Annotated in this window: 25 protein-coding genes and 1 pseudogene; 3 read left to right on the top strand and 23 right to left on the bottom strand. The window is 38.1% G+C overall.

The window, feature by feature from the left end:
* On the bottom strand, nt 1-255 hold a 255-nt coding region (locus PLA12_09670), incomplete at its 3' end, for a hypothetical protein (protein ID HOQ32768.1).
* A 186-nt stretch (nt 256-441) separates the two neighbouring features.
* Here PLA12_09670 and PLA12_09665 point away from each other — a divergent pair.
* Nucleotides 442-1,386 carry a type II secretion system protein gene (locus PLA12_09665; GenBank protein ID HOQ32767.1) on the top strand — a complete coding sequence of 315 codons (945 nt, stop codon included), beginning with the start codon at nt 442-444 and terminating at the stop codon, nt 1,384-1,386.
* A 66-nt stretch (nt 1,387-1,452) separates the two neighbouring features.
* Here PLA12_09665 and PLA12_09660 read toward each other — a convergent pair whose 3' ends face one another.
* From PLA12_09660 to PLA12_09650, 3 genes are all read right to left on the bottom strand, one after another.
* On the bottom strand, nt 1,453-2,382 hold the full coding sequence (locus tag PLA12_09660) for a radical SAM protein (GenBank protein ID HOQ32766.1): 930 nt from the start codon (nt 2,380-2,382) through the stop codon (nt 1,453-1,455).
* Nucleotides 2,383-2,424: 42 nt separating this feature from the next.
* The gene (locus PLA12_09655; GenBank protein ID HOQ32765.1) at nt 2,425-2,604 is read right to left on the bottom strand and encodes a 4Fe-4S binding protein; all 180 of its coding nucleotides are present in this window, start codon (nt 2,602-2,604) and stop codon (nt 2,425-2,427) included.
* Between the two features lie 131 nt (nt 2,605-2,735).
* Nucleotides 2,736-3,587, bottom strand: coding sequence for an HDOD domain-containing protein (locus PLA12_09650; protein HOQ32764.1), 852 nt, complete (start codon nt 3,585-3,587; stop codon nt 2,736-2,738).
* A gap of 136 nt (nt 3,588-3,723) precedes the next feature.
* On the opposite strand from PLA12_09650, the gene bcp reads away from it, so the two are divergent.
* Entirely contained in the window at nt 3,724-4,200 is a 477-nt protein-coding gene (gene bcp, locus PLA12_09645; GenBank protein ID HOQ32763.1) for a thioredoxin-dependent thiol peroxidase, read from the top strand.
* Nucleotides 4,201-4,208: 8 nt separating this feature from the next.
* On the opposite strand, the gene PLA12_09640 is transcribed toward bcp, so the two are convergent.
* The 11 genes from PLA12_09640 to PLA12_09590 form a co-directional block, all read right to left on the bottom strand.
* Nucleotides 4,209-5,060, bottom strand: coding sequence for an ABC transporter permease (locus PLA12_09640; GenBank protein ID HOQ32762.1), 852 nt, complete (start codon nt 5,058-5,060; stop codon nt 4,209-4,211).
* A 5-nt stretch (nt 5,061-5,065) separates the two neighbouring features.
* Nucleotides 5,066-6,004: an ABC transporter ATP-binding protein gene (locus PLA12_09635; GenBank protein ID HOQ32761.1), complete on the bottom strand. Its 939-nt coding sequence runs from the start codon at nt 6,002-6,004 to the stop codon at nt 5,066-5,068.
* Between the two features lie 3 nt (nt 6,005-6,007).
* Complete coding sequence (locus PLA12_09630; GenBank protein ID HOQ32760.1) at nt 6,008-6,898, bottom strand: hypothetical protein; 891 nt, start codon at nt 6,896-6,898, stop codon at nt 6,008-6,010.
* A 3-nt stretch (nt 6,899-6,901) separates the two neighbouring features.
* On the bottom strand, nt 6,902-7,825 hold the full coding sequence (locus PLA12_09625) for an ABC transporter ATP-binding protein (protein HOQ32759.1): 924 nt from the start codon (nt 7,823-7,825) through the stop codon (nt 6,902-6,904).
* A 26-nt stretch (nt 7,826-7,851) separates the two neighbouring features.
* Nucleotides 7,852-10,872, bottom strand: a complete 3,021-nt coding sequence (locus PLA12_09620) for a carboxypeptidase regulatory-like domain-containing protein (protein HOQ32758.1) — start codon at nt 10,870-10,872, stop codon at nt 7,852-7,854.
* Nucleotides 10,873-11,019: 147 nt separating this feature from the next.
* Entirely contained in the window at nt 11,020-11,433 is a 414-nt protein-coding gene (locus PLA12_09615) for a hypothetical protein (GenBank protein ID HOQ32757.1), read from the bottom strand.
* The gene (locus PLA12_09610; GenBank protein ID HOQ32756.1) at nt 11,414-12,046 is read right to left on the bottom strand and encodes an RNA polymerase sigma factor; all 633 of its coding nucleotides are present in this window, start codon (nt 12,044-12,046) and stop codon (nt 11,414-11,416) included. Before PLA12_09610 ends, PLA12_09615 begins: the two co-directional genes overlap by 20 nt.
* Before the next feature lie 54 nt (nt 12,047-12,100).
* The gene (locus PLA12_09605) at nt 12,101-12,649 is read right to left on the bottom strand and encodes a DUF4097 family beta strand repeat-containing protein (GenBank protein HOQ32755.1); all 549 of its coding nucleotides are present in this window, start codon (nt 12,647-12,649) and stop codon (nt 12,101-12,103) included.
* A 72-nt stretch (nt 12,650-12,721) separates the two neighbouring features.
* Nucleotides 12,722-13,063: a hypothetical protein gene (locus PLA12_09600; GenBank protein HOQ32754.1), complete on the bottom strand. Its 342-nt coding sequence runs from the start codon at nt 13,061-13,063 to the stop codon at nt 12,722-12,724.
* Nucleotides 13,064-13,286: 223 nt separating this feature from the next.
* The gene (locus tag PLA12_09595; GenBank protein HOQ32753.1) at nt 13,287-14,258 is read right to left on the bottom strand and encodes a DUF1559 domain-containing protein; all 972 of its coding nucleotides are present in this window, start codon (nt 14,256-14,258) and stop codon (nt 13,287-13,289) included.
* Nucleotides 14,259-14,369: 111 nt separating this feature from the next.
* Nucleotides 14,370-14,690 (bottom strand): hypothetical protein, encoded by a 321-nt coding sequence (locus tag PLA12_09590; GenBank protein ID HOQ32752.1) that lies wholly within the window; start codon nt 14,688-14,690, stop codon nt 14,370-14,372.
* A gap of 165 nt (nt 14,691-14,855) precedes the next feature.
* Here PLA12_09590 and PLA12_09585 point away from each other — a divergent pair, with 165 nt between their 5' ends.
* Nucleotides 14,856-18,365: an alpha/beta hydrolase family protein gene (locus tag PLA12_09585; GenBank protein ID HOQ32751.1), complete on the top strand. Its 3,510-nt coding sequence runs from the start codon at nt 14,856-14,858 to the stop codon at nt 18,363-18,365.
* Between the two features lie 230 nt (nt 18,366-18,595).
* Here the strand turns inward: PLA12_09585 and tsaA are convergent, their stop codons facing one another.
* The 8 genes and pseudogenes from tsaA to PLA12_09545 all read right to left on the bottom strand — a co-directional run bounded on the left by tsaA (nt 18,596) and on the right by PLA12_09545 (nt 24,408).
* Nucleotides 18,596-19,081, bottom strand: coding sequence for a tRNA (N6-threonylcarbamoyladenosine(37)-N6)-methyltransferase TrmO (gene tsaA / locus PLA12_09580; GenBank protein ID HOQ32750.1), 486 nt, complete (start codon nt 19,079-19,081; stop codon nt 18,596-18,598).
* A gap of 248 nt (nt 19,082-19,329) precedes the next feature.
* Nucleotides 19,330-19,653: a hypothetical protein gene (locus PLA12_09575; GenBank protein HOQ32749.1), complete on the bottom strand. Its 324-nt coding sequence runs from the start codon at nt 19,651-19,653 to the stop codon at nt 19,330-19,332.
* Nucleotides 19,654-19,661: 8 nt separating this feature from the next.
* Nucleotides 19,662-20,180 (bottom strand): hypothetical protein, encoded by a 519-nt coding sequence (locus tag PLA12_09570; protein ID HOQ32748.1) that lies wholly within the window; start codon nt 20,178-20,180, stop codon nt 19,662-19,664.
* A gap of 35 nt (nt 20,181-20,215) precedes the next feature.
* The gene (locus PLA12_09565) at nt 20,216-20,605 is read right to left on the bottom strand and encodes a hypothetical protein (GenBank protein HOQ32747.1); all 390 of its coding nucleotides are present in this window, start codon (nt 20,603-20,605) and stop codon (nt 20,216-20,218) included.
* A gap of 208 nt (nt 20,606-20,813) precedes the next feature.
* A pseudogene (locus PLA12_09560) lies at nt 20,814-21,113 on the bottom strand (aldehyde dehydrogenase family protein).
* A 294-nt stretch (nt 21,114-21,407) separates the two neighbouring features.
* A complete protein-coding gene (locus tag PLA12_09555) occupies nt 21,408-22,229 on the bottom strand; it encodes a CDC27 family protein (protein HOQ32746.1) in 822 nt (273 codons plus the stop codon).
* A 24-nt stretch (nt 22,230-22,253) separates the two neighbouring features.
* Nucleotides 22,254-23,366: a 3-dehydroquinate synthase gene (gene aroB, locus PLA12_09550; GenBank protein ID HOQ32745.1), complete on the bottom strand. Its 1,113-nt coding sequence runs from the start codon at nt 23,364-23,366 to the stop codon at nt 22,254-22,256.
* 13 nt (nt 23,367-23,379) lie between these two features.
* Nucleotides 23,380-24,408 (bottom strand): Gfo/Idh/MocA family oxidoreductase, encoded by a 1,029-nt coding sequence (locus tag PLA12_09545; GenBank protein HOQ32744.1) that lies wholly within the window; start codon nt 24,406-24,408, stop codon nt 23,380-23,382.
* Nucleotides 24,409-24,623: the final 215 nt, after the last annotated feature.

Genomic DNA, 24,623 nt, shown 5'->3' with positions numbered 1-24,623 from the left:
CCTTTTGACATAATGTAACCTCCTTGTTTTTTTTTGTTTTTTCTCTACAGTCTCAGGCAGGTTGAAATAAAAATATTTACCCAATTCTAAAAGGGAACCTAACTTTACGATTAATTCATCATTTAAATCAATCTGGTATTCGGAAATCTTTCCTAAGAAATCTTCCCAGTCATTATGTTCCCATTGGCCTTTTTGTTTTACGACGAATTTCGCAGCCTGTTCAAATATTTGTTCAACCGAGTATTTTGCTCCCATGATTTACTCCTTATGTTAAAGTTAAAGTTATATTTATAAGTGATATTATATCACTTTGGGGGATATATAAAAAATTTTTTTGAACATAACGAAACAAGTTGCCCAAATATTCCCTTTTTATGTTATTATGTAATCAGGAAAATATTAAAGCAAGCCGCACGCCCGACTACAAAAAAGGACTAATTTATGAAAAAGAGGATAAAAGGTTTCACACTCATTGAGTTACTCACGGTAATAGCTATCATTGCAATTCTTGCAGGATTTACTTTTGCGATTTTACCTCGTGTTCGTGAAAGAGCCAAATTGCGACGGATGGATAATACTTTTCTACAATTTCGAACCGCAATGACATCCTATTTCACAGACTACAATACATATCCCCCGGGTTATGGTTTTGTAAAATGGGATTCTAAAGATTATCAAGTAGGTCAAATACCTGATGAACAGTTGTTTATGCTACGCCCTTATACTGCACTTCTAAAAGTTCATGGCGACCGTAAATATCTTGATGAGTTTTCAGAAGGATTTGATACAAACCGCGATGGGCGAATTGGTCTTATGGAATTTTTGCCTATGGGGATAAAAAGTCAAGCCACAGGTGTCTATACCTTCCCAGATGAATTGTATCGTGGGAATAATAATCCCGGCGGAGAGCTAACCCGTTTAATGGACATGGAAAATCGTCCATTTGTATATGCTCCCGTCAACAAACGGCAATTCCAAAAAGCCCGTCGTTATTGGATTGAAAATGGTTTCTTCTATGCAGAATCCTGGGACCCGACTCATCCCATGATAAGCGACCTTACTTTCCCCGCATCAGTTTACGATGCGTATGTCCTTATCAGTGTAGGACCGGGAGGTTCCACTGCAGGGGTTGTGCCCGAACCCTTAGGAACAGAACCACCAAGAAATGTATATCATATTCTTGCCTTGCGGACTTATTTCTTAGCCACGCGTGATTTGAACGATAACGGGCAATTGGATTTCCATTTCGAATCAAGGCGTAAAGGCGAAGCGGGTCTTGAATACGATGTAGAAGTGAGGCCGGGTGTAAAAATTCACGCAACAAATAAATTGCCCAAAGCCGATGAAGCCAATAGTTGGGGACCTTATATTTTTGTAGTAGAATAATCCTTGATAGAATAAAAACAATTTTTTAGGAATTGAGATGATAGAGGTGTGGTAGAACAAGTTAACCTATTTGTTTTTATAACGGAATAATTCTCTACCGCGAATATTAAAAACTTCCACTTTATCTTGGTGTATTAAATCTTTCAAAACAGGTTTTAACATTTCTTCTGAAACACTCAGCGCAAAGGATAATTCCTTCAATGAACAGGGGTGCCTTTGTATTACATTTAAAATATCTTCTTGCTGTATATCTTTTGCTGATGTAATAACTTCGGAGACTGTGGGATATTCTGCAATGACTTCTGCTGTGGGTGTAAATAATGATGCAAACTCTTCCAATTCTGAAAGGGTTAAACCTGTTATTGAAATATCAGAAGGGGGACGCGTTACCGTATTCAAATGGATACGGTCAGGATTTATCTGAGCGGCACATTGTGCAATTTGAACGACCTCTTCCTGGGTATCTGTTATACCCTTTATCAAAAGCACTTCCAACCATATTTGCCCGTGATACTCTCTACGGAACTGAATTAAACCATTCAAAAAAGTATCAAAATCAATAGTGGGTATGGGTCGGTTAACTCTTTGAAAAGTATAGTCATTCCCTGCATCTAATGATGGGCAAACAATATCCGCCTGAACTAAATCATTTCGAACATCCGATTGAAATAATAACGAACCATTTGTCAGGACAGCCACAGGAATAGAAGTGATTTTTTTTATTTCTGAAATTACCTCTCCTAATTCTTTGCATAAAGTAGGCTCACCCGAACCTACAAGGGTTATAAAATCCGGAGAAACCTGTTCCAATTTCTGCTTTAACTCTGTGATTATTTTACCAACATTACAAAAAGAACCGCGTTCCAACAATTTGCAAGTTGTAGGTCCTAACTGGCAATAGACACAATCTTGAGTGCAAGTTTTGAACGGAACCAAATCTATCCCCAATGATTTACTTAACCTGCGGGAATAAACAGGTCCAAAAACATGATTCATTTATTTCTCTTTTTAGAGTTTATAAATAAAAAAATATAACTGTTATTCAGAGAGAGTAATGGCTTCTGAAGGGCATTCATCTACACAGGCACCGCAATCACCACATTTATCAGGGTCAACGACTGCTTTGCCATCATCATTTAAATGAATAGCCTCTGTAGGGCATACATCAACACAACTTCCACAACCTGTGCATTTTTCCGGGTCAACTATTGCTGGCATGTTTTTTACTCCTTTGTTGGGTTTTAAAAATAAAACTTCCTACCTTCTATAAATATTTCCAATTGAAAATTTTTAATATGCTATATGTATTATATCAAAGCGATGGGATGTTTTTCTATTGGTCTATCTATTCAGTTAATAGAAGAAAATGCTTCCAGACCTATTTCTACGCTTTGGCGTATCTCTTCACGGGAATCTTCTATGAATGTCTCTTCTATCTTTAATGTTTCAAATACTATGGGAGGCAATTCAGGCACAGCATCACTGACAGAATCGCCCATTTCTAATGAATATGTAATCGCATTGGATAGAGCCACCAAACAAGTCCCGGGTAAATATTCTGGAACCGATTTCTCAGGTTGATGATGAAATCGAATCGCCTGAACAATATTTTCCGGTAAATTCCAATGATTTGCCAATAAGGTGCCTACTTCCGAGTGGTCTGTCCCGAAATGAGAGGGCTCTATGGATACTAATGGAAGTTCCTTCCGTTTTGCCTCTTTTATCGCTTCACGGAACAATTCCGGGTCAAGATAATCAAAAACAACTTTGCCAATGTCGTGAAGCAAACCCGCCTCAAAGGCATTACTCTCTGCCACATTTAACTTTCGATTTAATAAGTCTGAAATAAGGGCACATGCAAGGGCATGATTCCATAATTTTTTTCTATCGATATAGTCGGAGGAATTGGAAAAGAAACGAAAGGCTGTTACAGACAAAACAATGCTACGAATACCTTTATAACCTAACAACACAATGGCATCCGTAAGACTACCTATCTTTCGAGGGAAGTTGTAATAGGCAGAGTTTACCACGCGAAGAATTCCCCCTGCTAAACTCTGGTCAGAACTAATTAACTTAGCAAGTCCGATAGCAGAACTATCCGGATTTGCCATTTCCTTAAGTACTGCCGATACTGTGGTCGGTAAGGTAGGTAGTGTAGAAATTTTTTCTACGATTTGAAGCGGTTGCCATTTAGACATAAACAACACCTTTTTTTATTTTTAAGATATAAATATTATAGTGTATATTATCATATTTAGTATAGAAAATAAATTCAGGAATGATTTATCACCAGACCTTGTTAAGTAGGTAAGGTAAATGTAAGGAGAAACTATTATGAGTAACCCCAAAATTCAGCCCGTAAATGAAGGTGATTCCGCACCAAAATTTTCATTAAAAAGTCATCGTGGAGAAAAAATTCAGTTATCAGACCTTCGTGGTAAATATGTTGTATTGTATTTTTATCCGAAAGATGATACTCCGGGCTGCACAATAGAAGCTAAAGGATTTCGGGATTTTTCATCGGAATTTGAGAAAAAGAACGTAGTCGTTTTGGGGGTTAGCCCTGACTCTTTAGACTCTCATTGTTCCTTTGCAGACAAGTATAACCTCCGTTTTCATTTACTTGCCGATGAAGGACACAAAATCGCTGAAAAATATGGTGCCTGGGGTGAAAAAAATATGTATGGGAAAATTACTTATGGGATTATCCGTTCCACCTTTTTAATTGGTCCCGATGGAAAAATCATTAAAATTTGGAGAAAAGTAAAACCGGAAGGACATGCTCAGGAGGTATTGGAAAGTATTCCCTAAATTCAACTTCATCGAGTACCAACTACACGGTCTTTTGTAAATTCACGCCATAGGACAAACCCTATCGCCAACGCTAAAAAAATAATCGTCAATACAATAAGAGTTATGAAAGCTCGTTGAGGACTAACAAAAAATAGTTCTTTTTGAAAACTACCTATAACTGTCATTACCGCACGGTTATACCGTTGAGAAGCAAGGGCAGGAAACATAGAATCTAAATACTTTTGTATTGTCCAGAAATCTGCGATACCCGGAATAACATTTGCAATTTTTTCCCAACCGAAAAATAATATTACGCCAATAATAATAGGATAATTTGTAGCACAACCCAACATTAAACTAATAGCGCCATAACCCATCAAACCCATAACCCCCACACCCAAGTATTGCAATAACATACTTATTCCAATAAAATCTACATAAATACTTCCTAAAACAACACAGGCAAGAAATGTAGAGAAAAGTCCTACCCCCAATAAAAAGGTAGAAATAAGCATATAAGCAAAGAATCTACCTACTATCCACGCAAATTTGGATACAGGTCTTGTAAGTAGATACACAATAGTTAATGAATCTACCTCTTCGCGAATACCAATCAAACCGATAAATAAAGCCAGCAATGGGGTAAGTGTGTGAACATATACCTGTTCTGAAAGACGAATAAAAATTTCCAGACCACTTTCACGAAACATGGCTCGGGAAAATAGAGCCACAAAGATGGGAATAATAACAGGAAGAACACATATTATCGCCATTAATAAAAAACGGTCGCGTCGTAGCGTAATGGTTAAGGAATGAAGAAAGGATGTTTTTATATCTAAAAAAAGACTGCCTATGTTTTTAATTCGCAATATCGCCATTTGTTTTATAATCCTCGTGGGATATGAGTTGAAATTAAATATTGGAAAACAGATTGCAAATCTTCATCCGCACAGCGAAAACTATATATTGGAACTTTCTCATCCAAGAACATTTCATTGATATATTTAAATGTTTGCATGGGGTCTAATGTATGCACCGTTAAGGATTGCGTATCAAAATTTACCGTGGTGATATTCTCATCTACACTTAATATTTGGTAAACTTTCTTCGGTTCTAATGTCTCGATAACAATTGTGCGGGGATGATTTTTGATGAGGTCGCGTATTTCACGAATTTTTCCGAAGGCAAGCACTCTACCATTATAAATCAAAATTACAGTATCCGTAACGCGTTCTACTTCATGTAACACATGGCTTGAAAAAATAACTGTTTTCCCTTCATTTCCAAGGGAAATAACTAATTCAAACAATTCTTCACGAGCGGTTGGGTCAAGCCCATTCATAGGTTCATCTAAAAATAAAATTTCGGGGTCATGTAGTAGAGTCTGGGCGATTTTGACACGCTGCCTCATCCCTTTACTATAAGTGGCAATAGGGTCATACATACGCTCTGTCATACTTACCCGTTCTACAGCACGCTCAACCTGTTTTTTAGCTACTTTGGGTTTGTAGCCCGAATATCGTGCTAACCAGTATAAAAATTCGTAACCACTCACCTCCTCCACAAAATGGTCCATTTCTGGACAATAACCTACTTTCTGGAGTGTATGAAAATTATTGCGTGGCTTTTCACCCAAAATACGAATCTCACCTCGACTGGGACGATACAAACCTAATGCCAATTTAATGAATGTAGATTTGCCTGCCCCATTCGGTCCTAATAATCCGATAACACCGGTGGGAATTTGAACAGAAACATTATTTAATGCTACCACTTCACCAAACCATTTGGATAATTCCCTCGTCTCAATTTGTGTATCCATGAATTAGCCCCTTTCTGCCTTCCGAACCTGAAAGATACATATAAGTAAACACAAAAGCGAAACAAAAAATATGTATAAAAACATATTAAAGCCACTTACATCTGCCGTTCGGAAAAAGATATTACGGTCTACATTAAAAATTTTTTGTCCCATAAAATATATAGCTACAGGAAACGAAATCTGCATATAATTCCCATCTCGCATAAAGTTGGATAGAAGCCCCGCCAGTGTCGTATTTGCTATTAGAATAGTTATTACACTTATAACGGTTATGTTTTCTGTGGGGAAAATGCTGGATGCAGCAACGATGGCTAATGCAGAAGGGATAACCAATACCAATGAGAACATAAGACTCTCACCCATAACCGGGAGATAAGAAAATAAACCTGTCCAAGTTGACGATTTTTTTGTAACATAATCCGTAAACATAAGTATCACAGCAGGGACAAAGGTCAAAGAAAGTCCACAGGATATCACAGATAATAACTTTCCTACCAAATAGTTATACCAGTGGATAGGCTTGGAAAAGTATATATCCCAGAGACGATTTTTCCTATCGGAGCATACGGTTCCAGCTCCGACATATAGCAAAAGAAGCAAAACAATAGGTGCCTGCAAACGGATAAGATTGTAATAGAGTTCATCATTAACTTTTAGCCAGGTAACAGAACGAATAAGGGGAGCTAAGGGATGATTGGGGTCTTGCATCGCAGAATTGTAGGAAAGGATTTGAAGAAAACGGGCTAAAGGCTGTAACATTCCCAAAAGGAACAAAATCTGGAAAATTCGCGAGCGATTCCATAATCGAACCTCTTCGAGAAAAATAACCCACCAGCGGAAATGACGAAGATACTTCCCCTCAAAGGGTCTGTAAGTGAATGAATATACAGGCATGTGTTAACTTACCTCTTCCTTATCAAGTTTTGACTGGAATAATTCCGCCAGACTTCCACCCGCAGGCATAAAGGAACGAATTATAGTTCCTGCTCTCTGGGCACAGCGGAATATCTCTTGTTGTGGAATACTTTCCGGTAACTGGAGGGATAAAACTTCCTGAGGTAATTCCTGGAACTTTATCCCTATTTTTTCTAACTCTTCCTCAAAAGGTTCTATAGGCGACTGAACAGAGACTTCATAGTGATTTACCTTACTATCAATCAAGGATTGAAGGTCTCCACAATAAACCAGTTTCCCCTTTTTCAATACAACAATCTGAGAACACAGATTTTGGACATCCGGTAATAAATGTGTAGATAAAATAGTTGTAACATTTCGTTGTTCGGAAATTTCTTTTATCAGTTGAAGCATTTCCAATCTGCCATCCGGGTCTAATCCGTTGGTAGGTTCATCTAAAATTAAAATTTTAGGGTCATGCAGAATGGCTTGCGCTAATTTTACCCGTTGCAACATTCCTGTTGAATAGGTTTGCATGGGGCGATACCGTGCTTCCTGCAATCCCACATAATTTAATACTTCATGAGACCGCTCTAAAGCATCAACATAAGACATTCCTACCAACCTGCCACAATATACTAAAAAACTAACCGCAGTTACCTTCGGACTGACTACTTCCCGTTCGGGCATGTGTCCTACTATCGCACGGACTTTTAATATTTCTTGAGGAAGAGAAAGACCTGAAATGACAATCTTCCCTTTTACAGGACGGATAAAGCCTAAGAAAGTGCGTATGAGTGTCGTTTTCCCTGCTCCGTTTGGACCGATAAGACCAATAACACCCGGCTCTAATTGAAAAGATATATCATGAATGGCAACCGTTTCGCTATAAGAAACGGTTAGATTTTCAACCTCTATAAAAGCCACTATTTAGCACCTTCTTTTTTCATGTATTATAACCGAACCATACAATCAATATTCATTACAGGCTCTTCTCCTTTTACAGAAATAACCGTGCTATAGACATACCGAACCCCACGACCAAATTGGACATAATAAATATCTAACTGCCATTCTCCCGTCGGAACATCTTCAAAAACAAAATTTCCACCTAAGGGGTTCACCATAGCACTCATACTTCCTACCAGTTCATCCATATTTACCACCTGTCCAAAGGCAAAAGGACGCCCAGAGGGAGGTCTCAATAAAGCAATACCTCCAATAGGCGGTGATGGGTTGCACCGTCCTTCAATTCGCACTCCACCCATTTTACCGAAGTCGAAACGGGTTGTCTGTCCTTCTTTAACTTCAACAGGAACACCTTTTGTCTCAAACAAGCCACTCATATTAATATCTTCTGTATCTACTGTATCTCCTGTATTTCCTGAACCAACAGGTGATGCAACTAATTGATATACACCACCGGTTAACCCGTCAAAATAATAATAACCATTAGCATCGGTATTGGTCGTTTTTGTTCCTCCTGGTCCTAAAATAACCACCAGAGCATTGGGAGCCAGTTGTCCATTTATATACACATGACCTTCCAATCCACCACCCGAGCCCAAAGTTATGGTTACATTTTCCATGCGTTGTCCCGCACTTAGGGAAATCAACCCACTATTGCCCATAGCATAACCTTCATGCTGGGCTATAACCACATAATTTCCCTCCGATACCGATTCAAAACGGAACATACCATCTTCGCCGACAATCTGCATCTTTCCTCCAGAGGATTCTTCAGCGAAAAGGGCTCTGGTCATGGCTTCGGTTTCGGATTCGGATTGAATTAGAAATACTCTTGCCCCCTGTGGATTACCTCCGCCACGAATATTTACTTTTCCTGCAACAACCGCACCTTGTTTCGATACATATATCTTCACTTCTACCGTTTCCCCTTCGCGAACCACTGCTTGAGCCTTGCCATCTACATATTCGTCGGAACTCGCTGTCAATGTAAAAGCACTGGGACCTAATTGGAGTTCAAATCTACCTTCCGGGTTAGTAAATGAAGATTCTGTGGTCTCTGTCGTGTATTGTGCAAAGGTAATATCCCCTGATGCATCTGCTCCAAGGGGTTCCGGTTTTGCTTCAATCGTAAAAGGCTTTTCCAGAGGGGCATTCGTTTCTTTTACTAACACCTGCCCACGAATTACACCAAAGGTTTGCAAAATAACATCGGTAGGCTGATTAAATCGAACGCTATATAATGTTCGGGTTACATACCCGGGATATGATACACGCAATTCATAATATCCAATACTTACCCCATCTATCTTATACATTCCTGCACTATCCGTTTTTGTTGATTCATCTACAGACTGGAAACCTGCTGTAGTAATTCCCTCCAATTGGACATCTGCACCACTTATAGGCTGTCCCTGCGGATTTGTTACCTTACCGTAAACAGACAGTTCTCCTGCTTCAACAGGTTCTAAAGTAATATTAATACCTGTAACTTTTGAATATCCATCACTGGCAAATTTATAGCCTGACATAGGAACTTTATAACCTGCTTTCCATGCTAAAATCTGATAACTTCCTTGTGGAAGCCCGGAAATATAATAAGAACCATCTTCTTGTGTAGTTACATTCTTAAAAGTTGTAGGCTGGTCAAGCGGTGAAAAGATAGCACTGTATTCGGGCATGCATACAATATCTGCCCGTGATATAGGGTTCCCCGCGGTATCTCGCACAAATCCTGAAACAGATGTTCCATCAAAAACATTAACATCTACACGAACCACTCGATATGATGGAGTTAATGCGAAGACATCGCTTAATTGGGGTGTATATCCACCTACCCCGGTTACATATAAACGCCATTCCTGATTTAGTGGGACACCACCCATTTCATAATAGCCATTACTATCAGAAGTCGTGGATATAGGGGCTTCTTGTGTTAGTAATGCACTTACTGCCTGTGAGAATATGCTTTGAGAGGTAGTTAATAAAACTTCTGCACCAGAAACAGGTTCCCCCGACATGTTTAATATATATCCCCAAATCATTCCCGCAGGTAAAACTTTAAAAACGATACCTTTTTGGACATCCTGTGGGGATACAATTGTAACTTTTTTATAGGGAAATTCTTTTTTGTTAGGTAAATAAGGAGTGCCCTCTATAGAAATCAATATACCGTAAGTGCCCGGGATAAGTCCTTCTAATTTAAAATTCCCGTCTTCATCACTTACAGCAGGTATTGATGGAGTGGTCTTTCCCTGTTCCTTAAAAGGGTTTAATCCTTCATCAATAATAATTTTAACTCCACTGGCACCTTTACCTGAACCTTCCTCCACAACTCTTCCTTCAATAGACCCCCCTTTGTATAGTTTCATTGTAATTTCATTCGATTCTTCTTCTTTAAGTTCTGGTAGAGGTTCTTCTCCCTGAATATAATCCCCGTATTTAGCAATAACACGAAGATTTTCTTTCTTAAACTGTTCTATATCGGCATCAAAAATCGTAACCCAAGCAACACCTTCTTCATTCGTGCCAAAAGGTCCTCGTATCTGATAAGGCTCGATAGTAGTCCTCCCGGATGTTACTGAAAAACCACCCAATGAAGGTCTGTATCTTCTCACTGATGTTGATGCTAATATAACCTTGGCTCCCGGTAAAGGCTGATTGTTTTGTCCATCTATTACTTTCACAGAACAATAAAATATTTTCCTCTCACTGACAGAGGATGTTGCAGTTTCTGGTGCCCCTGTAGGTTCTTGGGGAGCGGGAACTTTAGGTTGTGCTTCTGTGGATGGGGTAGATATATCAGGAAGGACTTCGTCATGTTGCTTTCCAGGTTTTTTATCCGGACGTTCGGTAGGCTTATCCTCATAAGCAATGTTAGACCTTGGAGGGGCTTCGGGTTTCTGCGGGGCAAATAGAAATGCAACCGCTACCCCTATAGCCACAATAAGGATTAATACAAATATTGCCTGAACCATTCCACGGGAAATAAATATTTTCTTACTCATAAATAACTCTCATCTTTTATATTTAAATACAACTAATATTTCATATTATAACGAAGGACAATACTATTAAGATAAAACAAGGCATAATTATTTTTCAAAATAATACACAAAAAGGGTCCGTAATTGTCCTCGTTATTATATAAACTTTTACATTTTATGAGATTTTGCCCATGGGGTAAGCAATATAACCAAAGTACTTATGGCAACCCCTAATGTAAGTAAGAAAGAATAAGTCCCCTGATATTTTATCCAGAAAGTCTGTAAATAAGTTCGGTAATAGTCCCAGTATCCCCAGCCTGCATCGGAACCATACCAGAACATAACAGACCATTTATAAAAAGATATGGAAAAAATAACACCGAATATAATGGTCAGGACCGTAATAACAAAACCCGTCATTAAATAACGGAAACGAAGCCGTTCCATTTCTCTTAATTCGTGCAATTTTAATCTTTTAACTACATTAGAATGCAAGGTTACCGGTGTCGGTAAAAGTTTTTCATCTTTTAATACCGACTCAATAAGTGCATCTAATTCATCTTCACGAGGAATCTCTACCATTGGGAAAAATCTCCTTTTCTACAATTTTCCGCAATTGCTTACGAGCACGGAACATCCATGTTTTCAATGTTCCTACAGGTATATCCATAATTTCAGCAATTTCTTCATAAGAAATACCATTCAAATAATAAAGTGTCAAAACCGTAGCATATCGGTCGGAAAGATTGGTAACACATTTGCGGATTTTTTCTGCGATTTCATATTCGTTAATTTTTGTTTCCACGCTACCCACAGGGGTATCCGGTTGTAATTCAACTTCGGCTCTTTTCTTTCTTCTGTTTAGTTCTGTCAGGCAAACACTACAGGTTACACGATATAACCATGTTGAAAAAGCACAATCACCACGAAAACCTTTTATATGTTTGAATGCCTTTATGAAAGATTCTTGAGCCATATCTTCTGCAAGGTTGGTATCTCGCATGAACCGATACGAAATATTAAAAACAATTTGCTGATATTTTCGCACCAATTCAGCGAAAGCCTCTGTATCTCCTTTCTGACTTTTCCGCACCAATTCGAGTTCGGAAGTTTCTACTGAGACCTTCTCCGCAACGCCCGGACACGCTACTATCGCTCCGCTTGTTTGCGAAGAAGAACTTAACCACTTGAACATTCTTTTTTCCTCTGTTCGTTAAATAGTTAGACTACTTTGTAATAATTTTGGTTTCTATTGCACCAATCGTGATATTAATATTTTGCCATTCATAGAGGTTAATTTCAAGTCTGCTACCCCTTTACCTATTTGTTTTTCTATCTGGCGAACCTGAGTGCCCGGGGTAATTTCGCCTAAAGCAAACTCCGAAGTTACATAACCTCTATGGGTTTTTGCCAGAATTTTAGACGAAAACAATTCGGGTATTATTAAAGTTATATTACCATTTGTAACGCTTAAATCACAAATTTCAATATTTTCACTTAAAAGAGTTGCCTGAATATTACCGTTTACAGAATTTGCTCTAATTTTCCCTTTTATCATAGTGGTATATATGGCACCATTAATTGTTTGTATATCCGCAGAGTCTTTTATCTGACTTACATCAATTCGACCTAATATCGTTTGAGCAAAAATTTCACCCTCAGGTTGAATAATGGTAATATCCCCTTGATTGGCATGAACAGAAACATCTTTTGCACCTGCTGTAATATAGACACTACCTCTCCCTGTAACATTTACCTCTAAATTAATACCTTCTGGCACGGTTATTTGATAATCCACCCGAAATTCGACCCCCTCCGGACGAGGACGAGGTTCTGTTTCGATACTTATACTACGGTCACTTTCTATAATCTAGAATAAATTCTTTGAAAATCGGCGAACTCTTTCTCTGTCTTTATATCGGCTGGGATAACCCCGGGCATCTGCATTAACTATAATCTTTGAACCTTTACTCGGTGTAATATTGACTGCACCATCTACATTATCAATTATAAATTTCTCCCTCGGTTCAAACGAAAAACTCTTTAATTCCTGATAATAAGGTCGCGATACCTCAATAGGTAATCGCTCACTCAATACACCAATTGTAAATAATTGAACTGCTAACAAAACAAAAAGGGCTGTAAAAAAACTTTGTAATAAAACTCTGCTTTGAATTCCATCAAAAAAACCTGATAAGTAAGTTTTAAACACAATCAGTAAAACCTTCCTGATAAATTTTTTTCTTCTTAAATTAATTATAAAACTAAAACAGAATTTTATTACTAATCTAATTTTTTAATTTTAGACAAACCCCATTTATTTTATGTTTCATAGAAACCGTATATCCCCCTACCTAATTTGCAACAATTCGTGGTCGTAGGGGCAATTCATGAATTGCCCACGAATTGCCCCTATTCAAGGAAAAATATCTGTGTTAGTGATGGTGATGTGCTCCGTGATGAGATGCCTCGTGAATAATAATTCCCCCACTATTAACAGGGAAAGAATTACCTTTATTTATTTCACTGCCTGGTTGTGGAACAAATTTTAAGAATTCAACATGTCCATCCATATATAGGACATTACATCCACCAGGAGCATGGTTAAAATGAGATGCCTCATCACCGGATATCTCATCCCACATCACGGGTAAAATGGATTGAGCCATATTGGAACTGCTCGGATTGTTTATGTCTGTAATCAAAAATCGTTCAATTCCTTCACGCAAACGATATGCCTGTCTTGAACTTGCCAAAATAGAAGGAATTCCGATGTCTGGGAAAATCCAATCTTCATCTGCATATTGTTTACATTGCTGTGTTGTATTTGCGGGGTTCGTTATCGTTTCAACAAGGTTTTCGATGGCATTTTCGAAAAAGTTATAATCTTCATTTGCCTGAAACAGGGTTGGATTAATAGCCCAGCCAAAATATACATACGGATGTTCATATACTTCGCAGGGTTCAATAATCCCATTTTGATGAACAGAAACCCCATTAAGAAACATGTGTCCTTCTGCTAGAGCCTCTTCATAAGTAGTTGCCGGGTTTTTTCCTTCATCCCATAATTGCAATGCGGGACCTGCCCATGGTGAACTCGGGCAAACCAGAACTTGAAAATCATTCAAATACTCCGGATACATCGTTTCCATATCAATCATTGTGGCAAGACCTATGGTTGGACTTCCATCACAATTGGTAGATTTAATAGGGGGAAAGCGTTCTCCCTTCGCTTCGTTGGCATACATTTTCAAAGCCAAACCTATTTGTTTTAAGTTGTTTGCACAGGAAGAGCGTCGTGCTGCCTCTCGTGCCCGTGCTAATGCGGGCAATAAAATTGCCGCCAGAATACCTATAATTGCTATGACTACAAGCAATTCTATAAGAGTAAAACCTGATTTTTTCATAGTAAATTCTCCTTTTATAAAGACAAATTAAATGTAAAATAATTGGAATAAAAACAGAAAAATAAACGGAAAAATAATGAGGTGTGAGAAAAGATATCTATAAGAAGTATTTTAGACTGTTAAAGGAGGAGCACGAGAAAAATATAGAGACAAGAAAGAGAAAAGATGGGGATTCTTTTGAGCCTGACCCAAAATTTTAATTAAAAAAACAAAAGCGAAAGTTATAACCCAAAGTGCAAGGGTATTAAGTTGCAATACAAACAAACAAATAGGACAAAAATCCTCGGAATGACCTATCTCAGGCTCATTACCATGGGTGTGGATATGATGATAATGCAGCAGAAACGGAGCAAGAACAGATATACACAGCATTAATATAAGGGTATAATGTTGAATTTGATGTGTATATCTTTTGGTTTTTGTGAGGCTCATTCTAAAATGTCCGTATGGTATTACAAAATAATACATACATGCATTATAGCACAGATTTTCGGAGGTGTCAAGTAAACAAGTCAGACAAATCAAAGAGAGTGTTGTTTCGTTTTTTATCAGGGATAGTGTGATAGTATAAGAAGGAAGAAAAGGAAAGGAATTAATATGATAGTTCAGGTAAAACAACTTTTTTCCGTTGTATTTCTGTTTTCTATTTGTTATAACTCTTTATCCATTGCAGATGAGGTTGGGGAAACAAAGGAATTGTGGTTCCAGAAATTCCGATTTGAGCCTTTGGTTTCTGGGGAGGTGCTTCCAAAAAACAACGTATGGGATGAAGTAAAATTTATCATAAAGGTAACTAATACAGGTCGTCAATTTGTTCGTGCCTCAATTCCATTTCCCTATGGGAGAATGAAAGAGAGTAAGAAGGTTTTATTACAATCACAAGGCATCGAAATTCCAGCGGACTTTCGCGTTCTGACTACCTATGGAGGGGGAGAAGGGTATGTCCGCAGAGCACTACTTTCGTTTGTAGATAATTTTGAAGGTAAAGAGAAACAATATGTTGTTGTTTGTGATAAACCTGTTTTACAAAAAGAAGATACTGGTAGTTTATTACAAATAGGTGGCAATTCCTTTGAATATAACGGCAAACAAATCCTTGTCTCTAATGAAAAAGATAAATCCTTAAAAATAATGTTAATCTCTCCGACAGCGAACATTAAGGAAATAAGACAGGAAATTATAGAACACGGAAATCAATACCTATGGGTTCGATGGTTACAGTGGGATGAGACATATCCTGAAATTGTTGAATTACGAGCAAATGTTGAAGGGCAATTTGCGGTAAGAGTATTTTTACAACGATGTGCAAAAGAAGATGGCTATGCCCCGGAGTTCGGTTTGAGTATCGAAGGAGTGGGAAATATATCAAAGAAAATCGGAGATAGCATTACACAGTTAAACAATCCTTTTGACCATGAATGGAAGGATGGGGAAAGGGTTTCATTTCAGATGGAAACTGGCAGAATATTATCTTTTCCGGACGCTGTAGACTGGCGAAAAGGTGTTGTCCACGGCGAAACTACTTCTAATGGATGGAAAGTAACTTATTTGCGAAGTCGGGAAATAGATAAAGTTCCACATCAACCGATGGCATGGCGAACGGCCTGTCTCTATGTTGGACCTTCTGACATGCCAGAATGGAACGAGTTATTGGAACCGCCTGTGGTATGTCATGTCCCAATTTCACTATGGAAATCTATATATCATTGTGATGAATATCTAGAACCTGAAAATGATGTGTTGAAAGAAATCGTTCGCTGGCATAGGAACGCTATGGCAATACCAAGGCTCTATGGCGATGATTTTGGAAATCTATCTACCATGCCTGTAAATTCTGTTTTTGGAATGAACCGTTTAAATCATAATTCAGAAATTTTTTATGAATTCCTGCGGACAGCAGACCCAGAAATACGAAAGACTTTTCTGCTGTGGTGCCAGAATTATACGCAGTTATCCATCTGGTGGGGTGAATTGGAAAAAACGAATTTTGGAGGGACCCGTTATAACAATATTCGTGGAAGAGACCCTAAAATACATGAAGATGATAATAACTTCATGTGGCGTTCTAATGACGCAGTTACATTCTGCACAAAAGGCTTTGATAATTTACTATTTGCGTATGAAGAGACCGGCGACCCAATGTATGCATGTAGTTTAAAGTGGCAGGTTGAATATGCAAAGGAGAATATTCATGCCAACACGGGGGAATGCAGAAATGTGGGGGTGGTAAAAGATTTTATGGTTCTGTATCATGCTTTAGGAAAAAAGGAATACGCACAACATGCCTTACGATTATTCCGCGAATTACGAGAGAAGTTATGCGATAATCATTTATTCTCACAGGGAGGCGAACCTTTAAAAAAAGAGGTGCCGTTTATTCAGAACGACCAGACAGGATACAAAAATCCCTTCCCCAAACCTTATATTTTAGGTTATGCCTTACAGGGATTGCCTGACTTATACAAAGAATTCCCTGACGAACCTCATTTGTATGAGACCATAGAATCTGTTGCAAAGTTTATTGCGGAAAGTGGAGACCCTGTTGGTGGCTGGCGTTATCCTCATCCGCGTTCACCTCTTGTATTTATAGGACAAGGAATAGAACATGCGCAACAATTAGTAAATGCTTGTTTCGTATTAGAAAGCAAGTCTCCTTATTTTGCTTTATGTCTCGACCGAATAGAAACGGTTTTACAAGCACGAATTGCGAGTTTAATACGAAACCAATGTGTATTAAACAGTTTAGGACCGTGGGAATATGCTACCGGTAAAGTAGAGCAAGGAAAAAACCTTGAAGAAATATACAAAACTTTTGAGGAACGGGATTACTCAAAGGATTATACAGAGGGAAATATCTCCTGCACAGATGTCCTGCCTCCGGAAGGAGTTGTTTTCTTTACAACCGTTCTGGATTACTACCTGAAACATAGAGAAGCAGCTCGGGTTTTGAATATTTCCCATCCCGAATTACGAACAGTATTGATGCGAATGGAAATGCCGAAAACGGAAACAAATATAGAAACGGGCAAAAATTGCTCCATTGAAAAAACACTTCCAAAATTTACAGCAGATTGGTTGAAAAGTTATGTTCCTGCCTTTCGTTATGAACAAGGTAAATTTGCTTATTTCGAAGAATGGAAGAAAAAAAGTCGCAAAAAAGTCTTGGAATGTTTGGGTTTTCCTCCCCCCTTTACTTTTTTCAGACCCGAATTAATTACAGAGGAAGACAGGGAATCTTATATCGCACGAAAACTAGCTTTAAACATTTCCGAATGGGAACGAATTCCTGCATACCTACTTATACCCAAAGGGACACCTCCTTTCCCTGCTGTTGTATGTTTGCATGACCATGGAGCCCATTTCAGTATAGGGAAAGAAAAAGTAGTTCAACCTATTGCAGAAAGTAAAGAAGTGGTAGATGACGCAACAGATTGGGTAAAGAAATACTATGGAGGCAGGTTTATTGGAGATGAACTTGCAAAACGCGGATATGTCGTTTTAGCAATAGATGCCTTGTTTTGGGGAGCACGTCAAGAGTGCGGAGGGAGCAATTACGAAAATCAGCAGAGATTAGGTTCGAATATTTTTCACGTAGGCACATCCTGGTTAGGAATTATCACCTGGGACGACATTCGTTCTGTAGCATTTTTAAAAAGTTTGCCTGAAGTGGATGGAAACCGCATAGGTGCCATAGGCCTTTCGATGGGAGCACATCGCACATGGATGTTAAGTGCTTTGTCAGACGATATAAAGGTAGGTTGTGCTATCTGCTGGATGGCTACAACACCTTCATTAATGGTTCCTGACAATAATCAAACACAAGGACAATCTGCTTATTCCATGTTAGCTCCCAACTTGTATTTATATCTGGATATCCCGGATATTGCCAGTTTAGCATGTCCCAAGCCTATGTTGTTTTTCAACGGAAGCAAAGATACACTATTTCCCATAGAAGGAGTAGAAGATTCCTACGAAATTATGAAAAAGGTATGGCAATCCCAGGGGAAGCAAGATAACCTGTATACCAAAATCTGGGATATCCCCCACGAATTCAATAATGATATGCAAGAAGAAGCCTTTAATTGGCTTGATAACCACTTAAAATAACAATAATACACAAAGAAATCCTATCTCTTCCCATTCAATAATAAGATAAAAACATGGATTATAGATTTCAATATTTGTTTCTGTTAATAATCAGTTCTGCTTGACAAAATAGATATGAAATATACCTTAAATTATAGTCTTTTAATTACAATGTTGGGTTCAAAGGGAGATATATTACGAAGAGTTAAAAAAACAAAGTATATGGGAGGCGTCGTTGGGAGCCTTACAAATTATTTTATAAATCTCCCATCATCTCTTGTCGTTGGAAGTTTATGCACATTTTTTTCAAGCCACCCAATCTTCTCCACTCTCCGTAGGTCAAATTCTGGCACATACGGTTTTATATCCAGAAGAGGAGTTCCATCTACAATATCAATGTCTTGGACATGGAGTATATTTTCTTCAATCTTAATAAGATGCACTATGGACATACCGATTGAGTTCGGTCTACTTGGGGCTCTCGTGGCAAAAACACCGTGTTCCTCAATGTCCAGATAAGCCTTTACTTTTAAGGAAAACCCTTTAGATAAATGGAAGTGATATATCAAAATAATATGCGAAAAACCTTCAAGGTCTTTTAAGCCTTCAACATATTTTTGAAATATCTCAACCGTTCCATCAATACCCTCAGCACCTACAGACTGTATGGGTGTCCCTTTAGGCTCTTTGAATGGAGAATGAACTATTCCAATTGGCTCATATCTTATCTCATTCATAATTTATACTCCACGAATAGATACAACTTTGCCTCTCACTTTACATATATTTAAAATTACCAAATTATACCTATATGTTTTTGTAAAAGGGAACTTATTGAATTTATTCAAGTTTACTATACCACAGGTTTAATATCTTACCTGATAGAATATTTTACTCAATTAGCGTGATGTATTTAAGTTACTCTTAATTTGTACAGAATTAACAAAGAGCAGTTAAGGGTGTAGTATGAATATTAACCACATTTTTATCCTGGGCAATAGTTATCTTCACTTTGATTCTGGCAGGCATGATAAACAACTATGTTATAAATTTGAATAATACGGAGTAGTTCGGGTAAATTAATTTTCCAATCCTGAGGATTACAATCGGAACTATGGGGGGAGCAATTTACTTCACCGGGACCGGGAGCATACCCATCTTCTCCAAGCGCATCACAATGATACCCACCCGAGTTATATAATTGAATCACTCTTAAGAGTTCGATTAGATTAATTTCCCAATCTTTGTTCTGGTCTGCACTGTGCGGAGGCAAGGTTTCCCCTTCTCCTTCCGCATACCCTTCATGCATACCTTCTATCATTCCTTCCGGCTCAGGGGTGGTTCTCCTTGCCATAATAAATAGGGATAACTCATACTTTCGTTTATACCCCAAATTGTTGAAAAATTCCAATCTATAAAAGTTGTTTGCTGTTTCATCTCCGATGTTGTTTTGCCTTCTCCACCATCTGAGATAGTGCGACCCGAGGTTTCTATATCCCAATAGCTATTAGTAATACTTCCTGCACTCCATCCGATTAAACCTCCTACAAAAGGTCCACCTCCTGAAACGAAACCTATAGAATAACACTTTTCCACAGTTTGTTCGTTGTAACCCATTAATCCGCCGACATGCATTGCCCCCATGGAAATAGAGACCATAGAATAGCTATTTTTAAGTTCTCCAGCATTTTTATCAATTAAACCACCTAAATCTACTGTCCCAGACAACTCACCTGTGGCGTAACTTGTGTTTATTTTGCCGCTATTTACTCCTATGAGCCCACCAATATCATCAAGGGAACCCGATACAAAAGCATTTGCACAGCAATTATCCACTTTACCATAATAAGTTTTTCCAATTAACCCCCCAATTATTTCAAATCCGTAAACGGAGCCATTGAAAGAGAATTATTGATTATTCCATTATCCAAACGGCCTACTAATCCCCCTACCTCGACATTGCCGGATACATAACCATGAACATTACAATTGCTTACTGAAGCAGCCAAATCAAGAAACCTAACCAGCCCCCCAACATAATTATTTCCTACCAACCAGATGTCCTCTATCCTAACATCTTGTATTATCCCTTCACTTCTTGCAAAATCTCCTACAAAACCAAACAAGCCTACATAATCGATGGACGATTTATCTATAAATAAATTAGTAATTTTATGTCCCTTACCATTTCCGTAAAACCCTAAGGAAAATTTTTTCTTCTGCATTATGTATTTTTGGCGGATTTTCAGATGTGTGGACAAGTTTTTTTCCGTTTCCAATGACCCAAATAAATTGAGGCTGAAAATGTATATCAGTCGTGCTTATAAGGTTTTCTCTGTTTTACATAATCTTATTTACAGAGGTACAAATATAGAAGGACACGGTTTGATACAGATGGATATATTACTGAAAAAATCAATGTATGAAAATGTAAATCTGCAAATATTTTTTATGGATTGTAGTTAACAGTTACCATTTTATTCGGAGGTGCACACTTTTAAGTTGTGTTAATGGATAATAGCCGTAATGGGAGAGAGAAGCACCTCGTTCTATATCTTTAACACCAGTCCATGGCAGTGCCGGGTCTAAATAATCGCAACGATTCATATAAAATGTTCCTGTCTCGACCCGTTCTCCAATTCTTTTGGCTCTTTCGAAATCCGATGTCCAGATAGACGCTGTTAATCCGTAGGGGCTATCATTCATATATTCAATGGCTTCTTCATCATTATTGACAGGCAAAATACCAATTACAGTTCCGAAACTTTTGGCGAAAAATATTTCGCCTCCACACATTTACAATTTTTTGTCCTTCTCGTAGCCGAAGCGTCCCCACTCCCGATATTTTCTATAACCACGAATGACACAAAAAAACGCGAATGGGGAAGAAGTATAATTTATATATGTAACCTTTTTTGTATCTGAGACGAATGGGACTGATAGGAGCAATGGGACTTCGGGGTAATTATGTTTATTTGGGTTAAAGCATTATTTGTTATAAGTAATACTAATGGGTTGCCTTAATAAATAACCTAATATTCATAACTCTTTTTATTTTTCATTTTAATCTGTAAGGAGGAGTTTGGCTAATTTGTTTTCGGGGTCTAATTGGAGGATTTTGGTGCCGATTTTTTTAGCCTCTTCTTTTTTTCCTAACTGTTTCAGGCAGATGCCTTGTTTATTTAAAATGGTTATATAGTTAAATTTTTCATGGTAAAAATAATATTCGCGGTTTTTGTCCATACGATTTTCTACTTCACAGAATAACTCATACGCCTTGTTGTAGAATTCCCCAATTAATGCAATTTCTCCCCGCATGAAATAACTCTCGGGTTGTTCGGGTGCTACTTCTGTTGTCTTTTCTAATAGTTCTTCGGATTTCTTAAAATGTTCTTCGGATTCTTGTAAATGTCCTAATACTTTTTCCGCTTTCGCAAGTAAGTATAAAGCCATAAAGTGACTTCCCCCTAATTGTACCGCTTTTAATGCCCATTCATAGGCTTCTGCCCAATTTCCACTGGAAAAAGAACATACGGACATACCTATCAGGGATTTTCCATGATTAGACCGTAAATCTACCGCTTTTTTGAAGATATTTCCTGCTTCTGCAATTCGGTCTTGGCACAGATAAACAAAGCCTAATTCTGCCAGAGATGGGATATGCTCTGCCTGTATACGGATAGCAATTTCCAATTCTTCCTGTGCTTTGAGTAGTTTTCCTAAACGAAGATAGCACCTACCTAATTGATAATGGACTACATGTGAATTAGGATTTAATTGTAAGGATTGCATCAAAGTTTTCTCGGCTGAAATAAGGTCTCCTCGCATCAATTCTGTTAATCCTTTATCATAAACTGCATCGAATTCGCTTTCTTTATCCCACATACGAAAATTCTCCTTGTAGAAATTCTAACCCGTTTTTGTTTTTTTCAGAGCATGACGGATACAATCCTCTGGCACATCACTTTCAATAGAGACTTCTCCAATCTTGCGGGGTATGATGAAACGCAATTTGCCTGCTTTTGTTTTTTTATCTCGTTTCATGGTTTCCATAACATCATCTATTGGCAAATCATCCCATTTTATCGGCAAATGATATTTCCTTAAAGCTTCACGGTGTTGTAGTGGAACTTCCTCAGGCACATATCCTAAAAGGACACCCACTTCTGAGGCTGTAATCATACCCAAAGCAACGGCTTCACCATGGAGGAATGTTTTGTAATGAGTAACGGCTTCAAAAGCATGTCCAAAGGTATGTCCGTAATTTAAGTAGGCGCGGATATTTTGTTCCTTTTCATCTTTCATCACAATATCCGCTTTAATCTCACAGGAACGCACCACGGGATATAATAAGCAATCTAAATCTTTCTGAATGAGTTGTTCTGCGTTATTCTGACAATAGTCAAATAATTCTTTGTCTGCAATAATTCCATGTTTGATAATCTCTGCAAAGCCTTCGCGATATATTCGCTCTGGTAATGTTTTTAACAAGTTCAGGTCAATCAGGACTGAATGGGGTTGATAGAAAGCCCCTAAAATATTCTTGCCTAAGGGGTGATTTACTCCCGTTTTACCTCCAATACTTGCATCTACCTGTGATACAATGGTCGTAGGGACCTGAACAAAGGGAATGCCTCGCATATATGATGATGAAAAATAACCTGCGATATCCCCTACAACTCCTCCTCCTAAAGCAATAATACCACTGGAACGGTCTAATCCTCCCTGCAACATGGTAGTGCATATATTTTCAATCTGCTGTATTGTTTTATACTCTTCTCCCGCTGGCAAAATGTGAACTACATAACCTTGTGGACATACTTTTTTGATTATTTCTTCGCAAGTAGGCAGGTAATAATTAGCGACATTGGAATCTGTTATGATTCCGACTTTTCCCTTCCAGTTTAATCGGGCTAATTCTTCGGCTAATTTTGGGAATATTCCTACTCCTACATGAATGGGATATGAATGCCCACTTAATTTTACCCAGACAGTATTTAATTTGTTGCCATTGTTCGTCATATCTATCTATTCATTAATGTTTTATTTTAACGGTTTTCCCTGTCAAAGCCGATTTCTCTGCGGACAGGATAATTTCCAGTGCCTTTTTCCCTTCTTCGCCTGTGCAATACGGTGGTTCTAAACCTAAAACAGCACGAACAAAAGCACCGCCAATATCAATTCCCCAACTTACATTTGAATAGGGCTCGGGAAGAGGAAAAACAATATCGCAAAGGGGTTTTACTAAATTTGCTACTACAGGCTTTTCGGGGTTTACTCCTACCTGAAGGGAACCACGCTCGCAATGAAGAATAATATAATCGGCGGACATGCCCTTTACTGTCCATGATGCCGACAATGTTCCTAATGTGCCATCTGTAAACTTTAAGGCAGAAACAAAGTTATCTTCAACCGTAGCATTGGGCTTTTCTAATCGCCCATAAAAGGCGCATATTTCCGCAACTTCCTTCCCTGTTAAATAGCGAATCAGGTCTGCCTTATGAACACCTAAATCTGCCATAGCACCGAATCGTGCTTCTTTCTTATTGAAAAACCATTTTCCTGTAGGGCTCCATTCTTCCGGTCCTGCATGACCGAACATGGCTGTTACATGAAGTATTTTTCCTAAAATACCGCTTTCCACTACTTCTTTGGCTTTCCGATGTTCCGGAAAACGACGCTGACTTTGATTGACCATTAATAGCAACCCTTTTTTCTTTGCGGTATCAATCATTTTTTGTGCTTCTTCTAAACTGGTTGCCATAGGCTTTTCCACAAGGACATGGCAACCTGAGTTCAATGCCGTAATCGTTGCAGGTCCATGATATACATTCGGAGTGCATATTGAAACTGCATCTATACCTCCCTCTTTAAACATTTGCTTGTAATCGGTATATACTCGGGCTTGAGGCGCAAATTGTTTTGCCAGTGTTTCCGCTTTCTTCTTTTCAACATCACAAAAAGCTACCAATTCTGCTTGTGGACATGCGTGATAATCGGGGACATGAACTCTTTCCGCAATGGCTCCACAACCAATAACTCCTATTTTTACTTTCTTTGACATACTACATTCTCCTTCTTATTGACGGTTGGAAAAACAACTTAATTTTATTGGATTGATAGAAGATAATTTTTCAAATTGACATTATTATCCCAAAAAAGTATTCTATTTACATAATTCTAAATATAAAATATTCAAAGGAAATTATCATGCAACACAGAGCAATCGGTATTACAATCTGTTTATTTATCTCAGGAATTATTTCCTGTTCCTTTATG

The sequence above is a fragment of the Candidatus Hydrogenedens sp. genome (assembly GCA_035378955.1).
In the GTDB taxonomy this organism is placed as follows: domain Bacteria; phylum Hydrogenedentota; class Hydrogenedentia; order Hydrogenedentales; family Hydrogenedentaceae; genus Hydrogenedens.
This window is presented reverse-complemented; position numbering and strand designations above follow the sequence as displayed.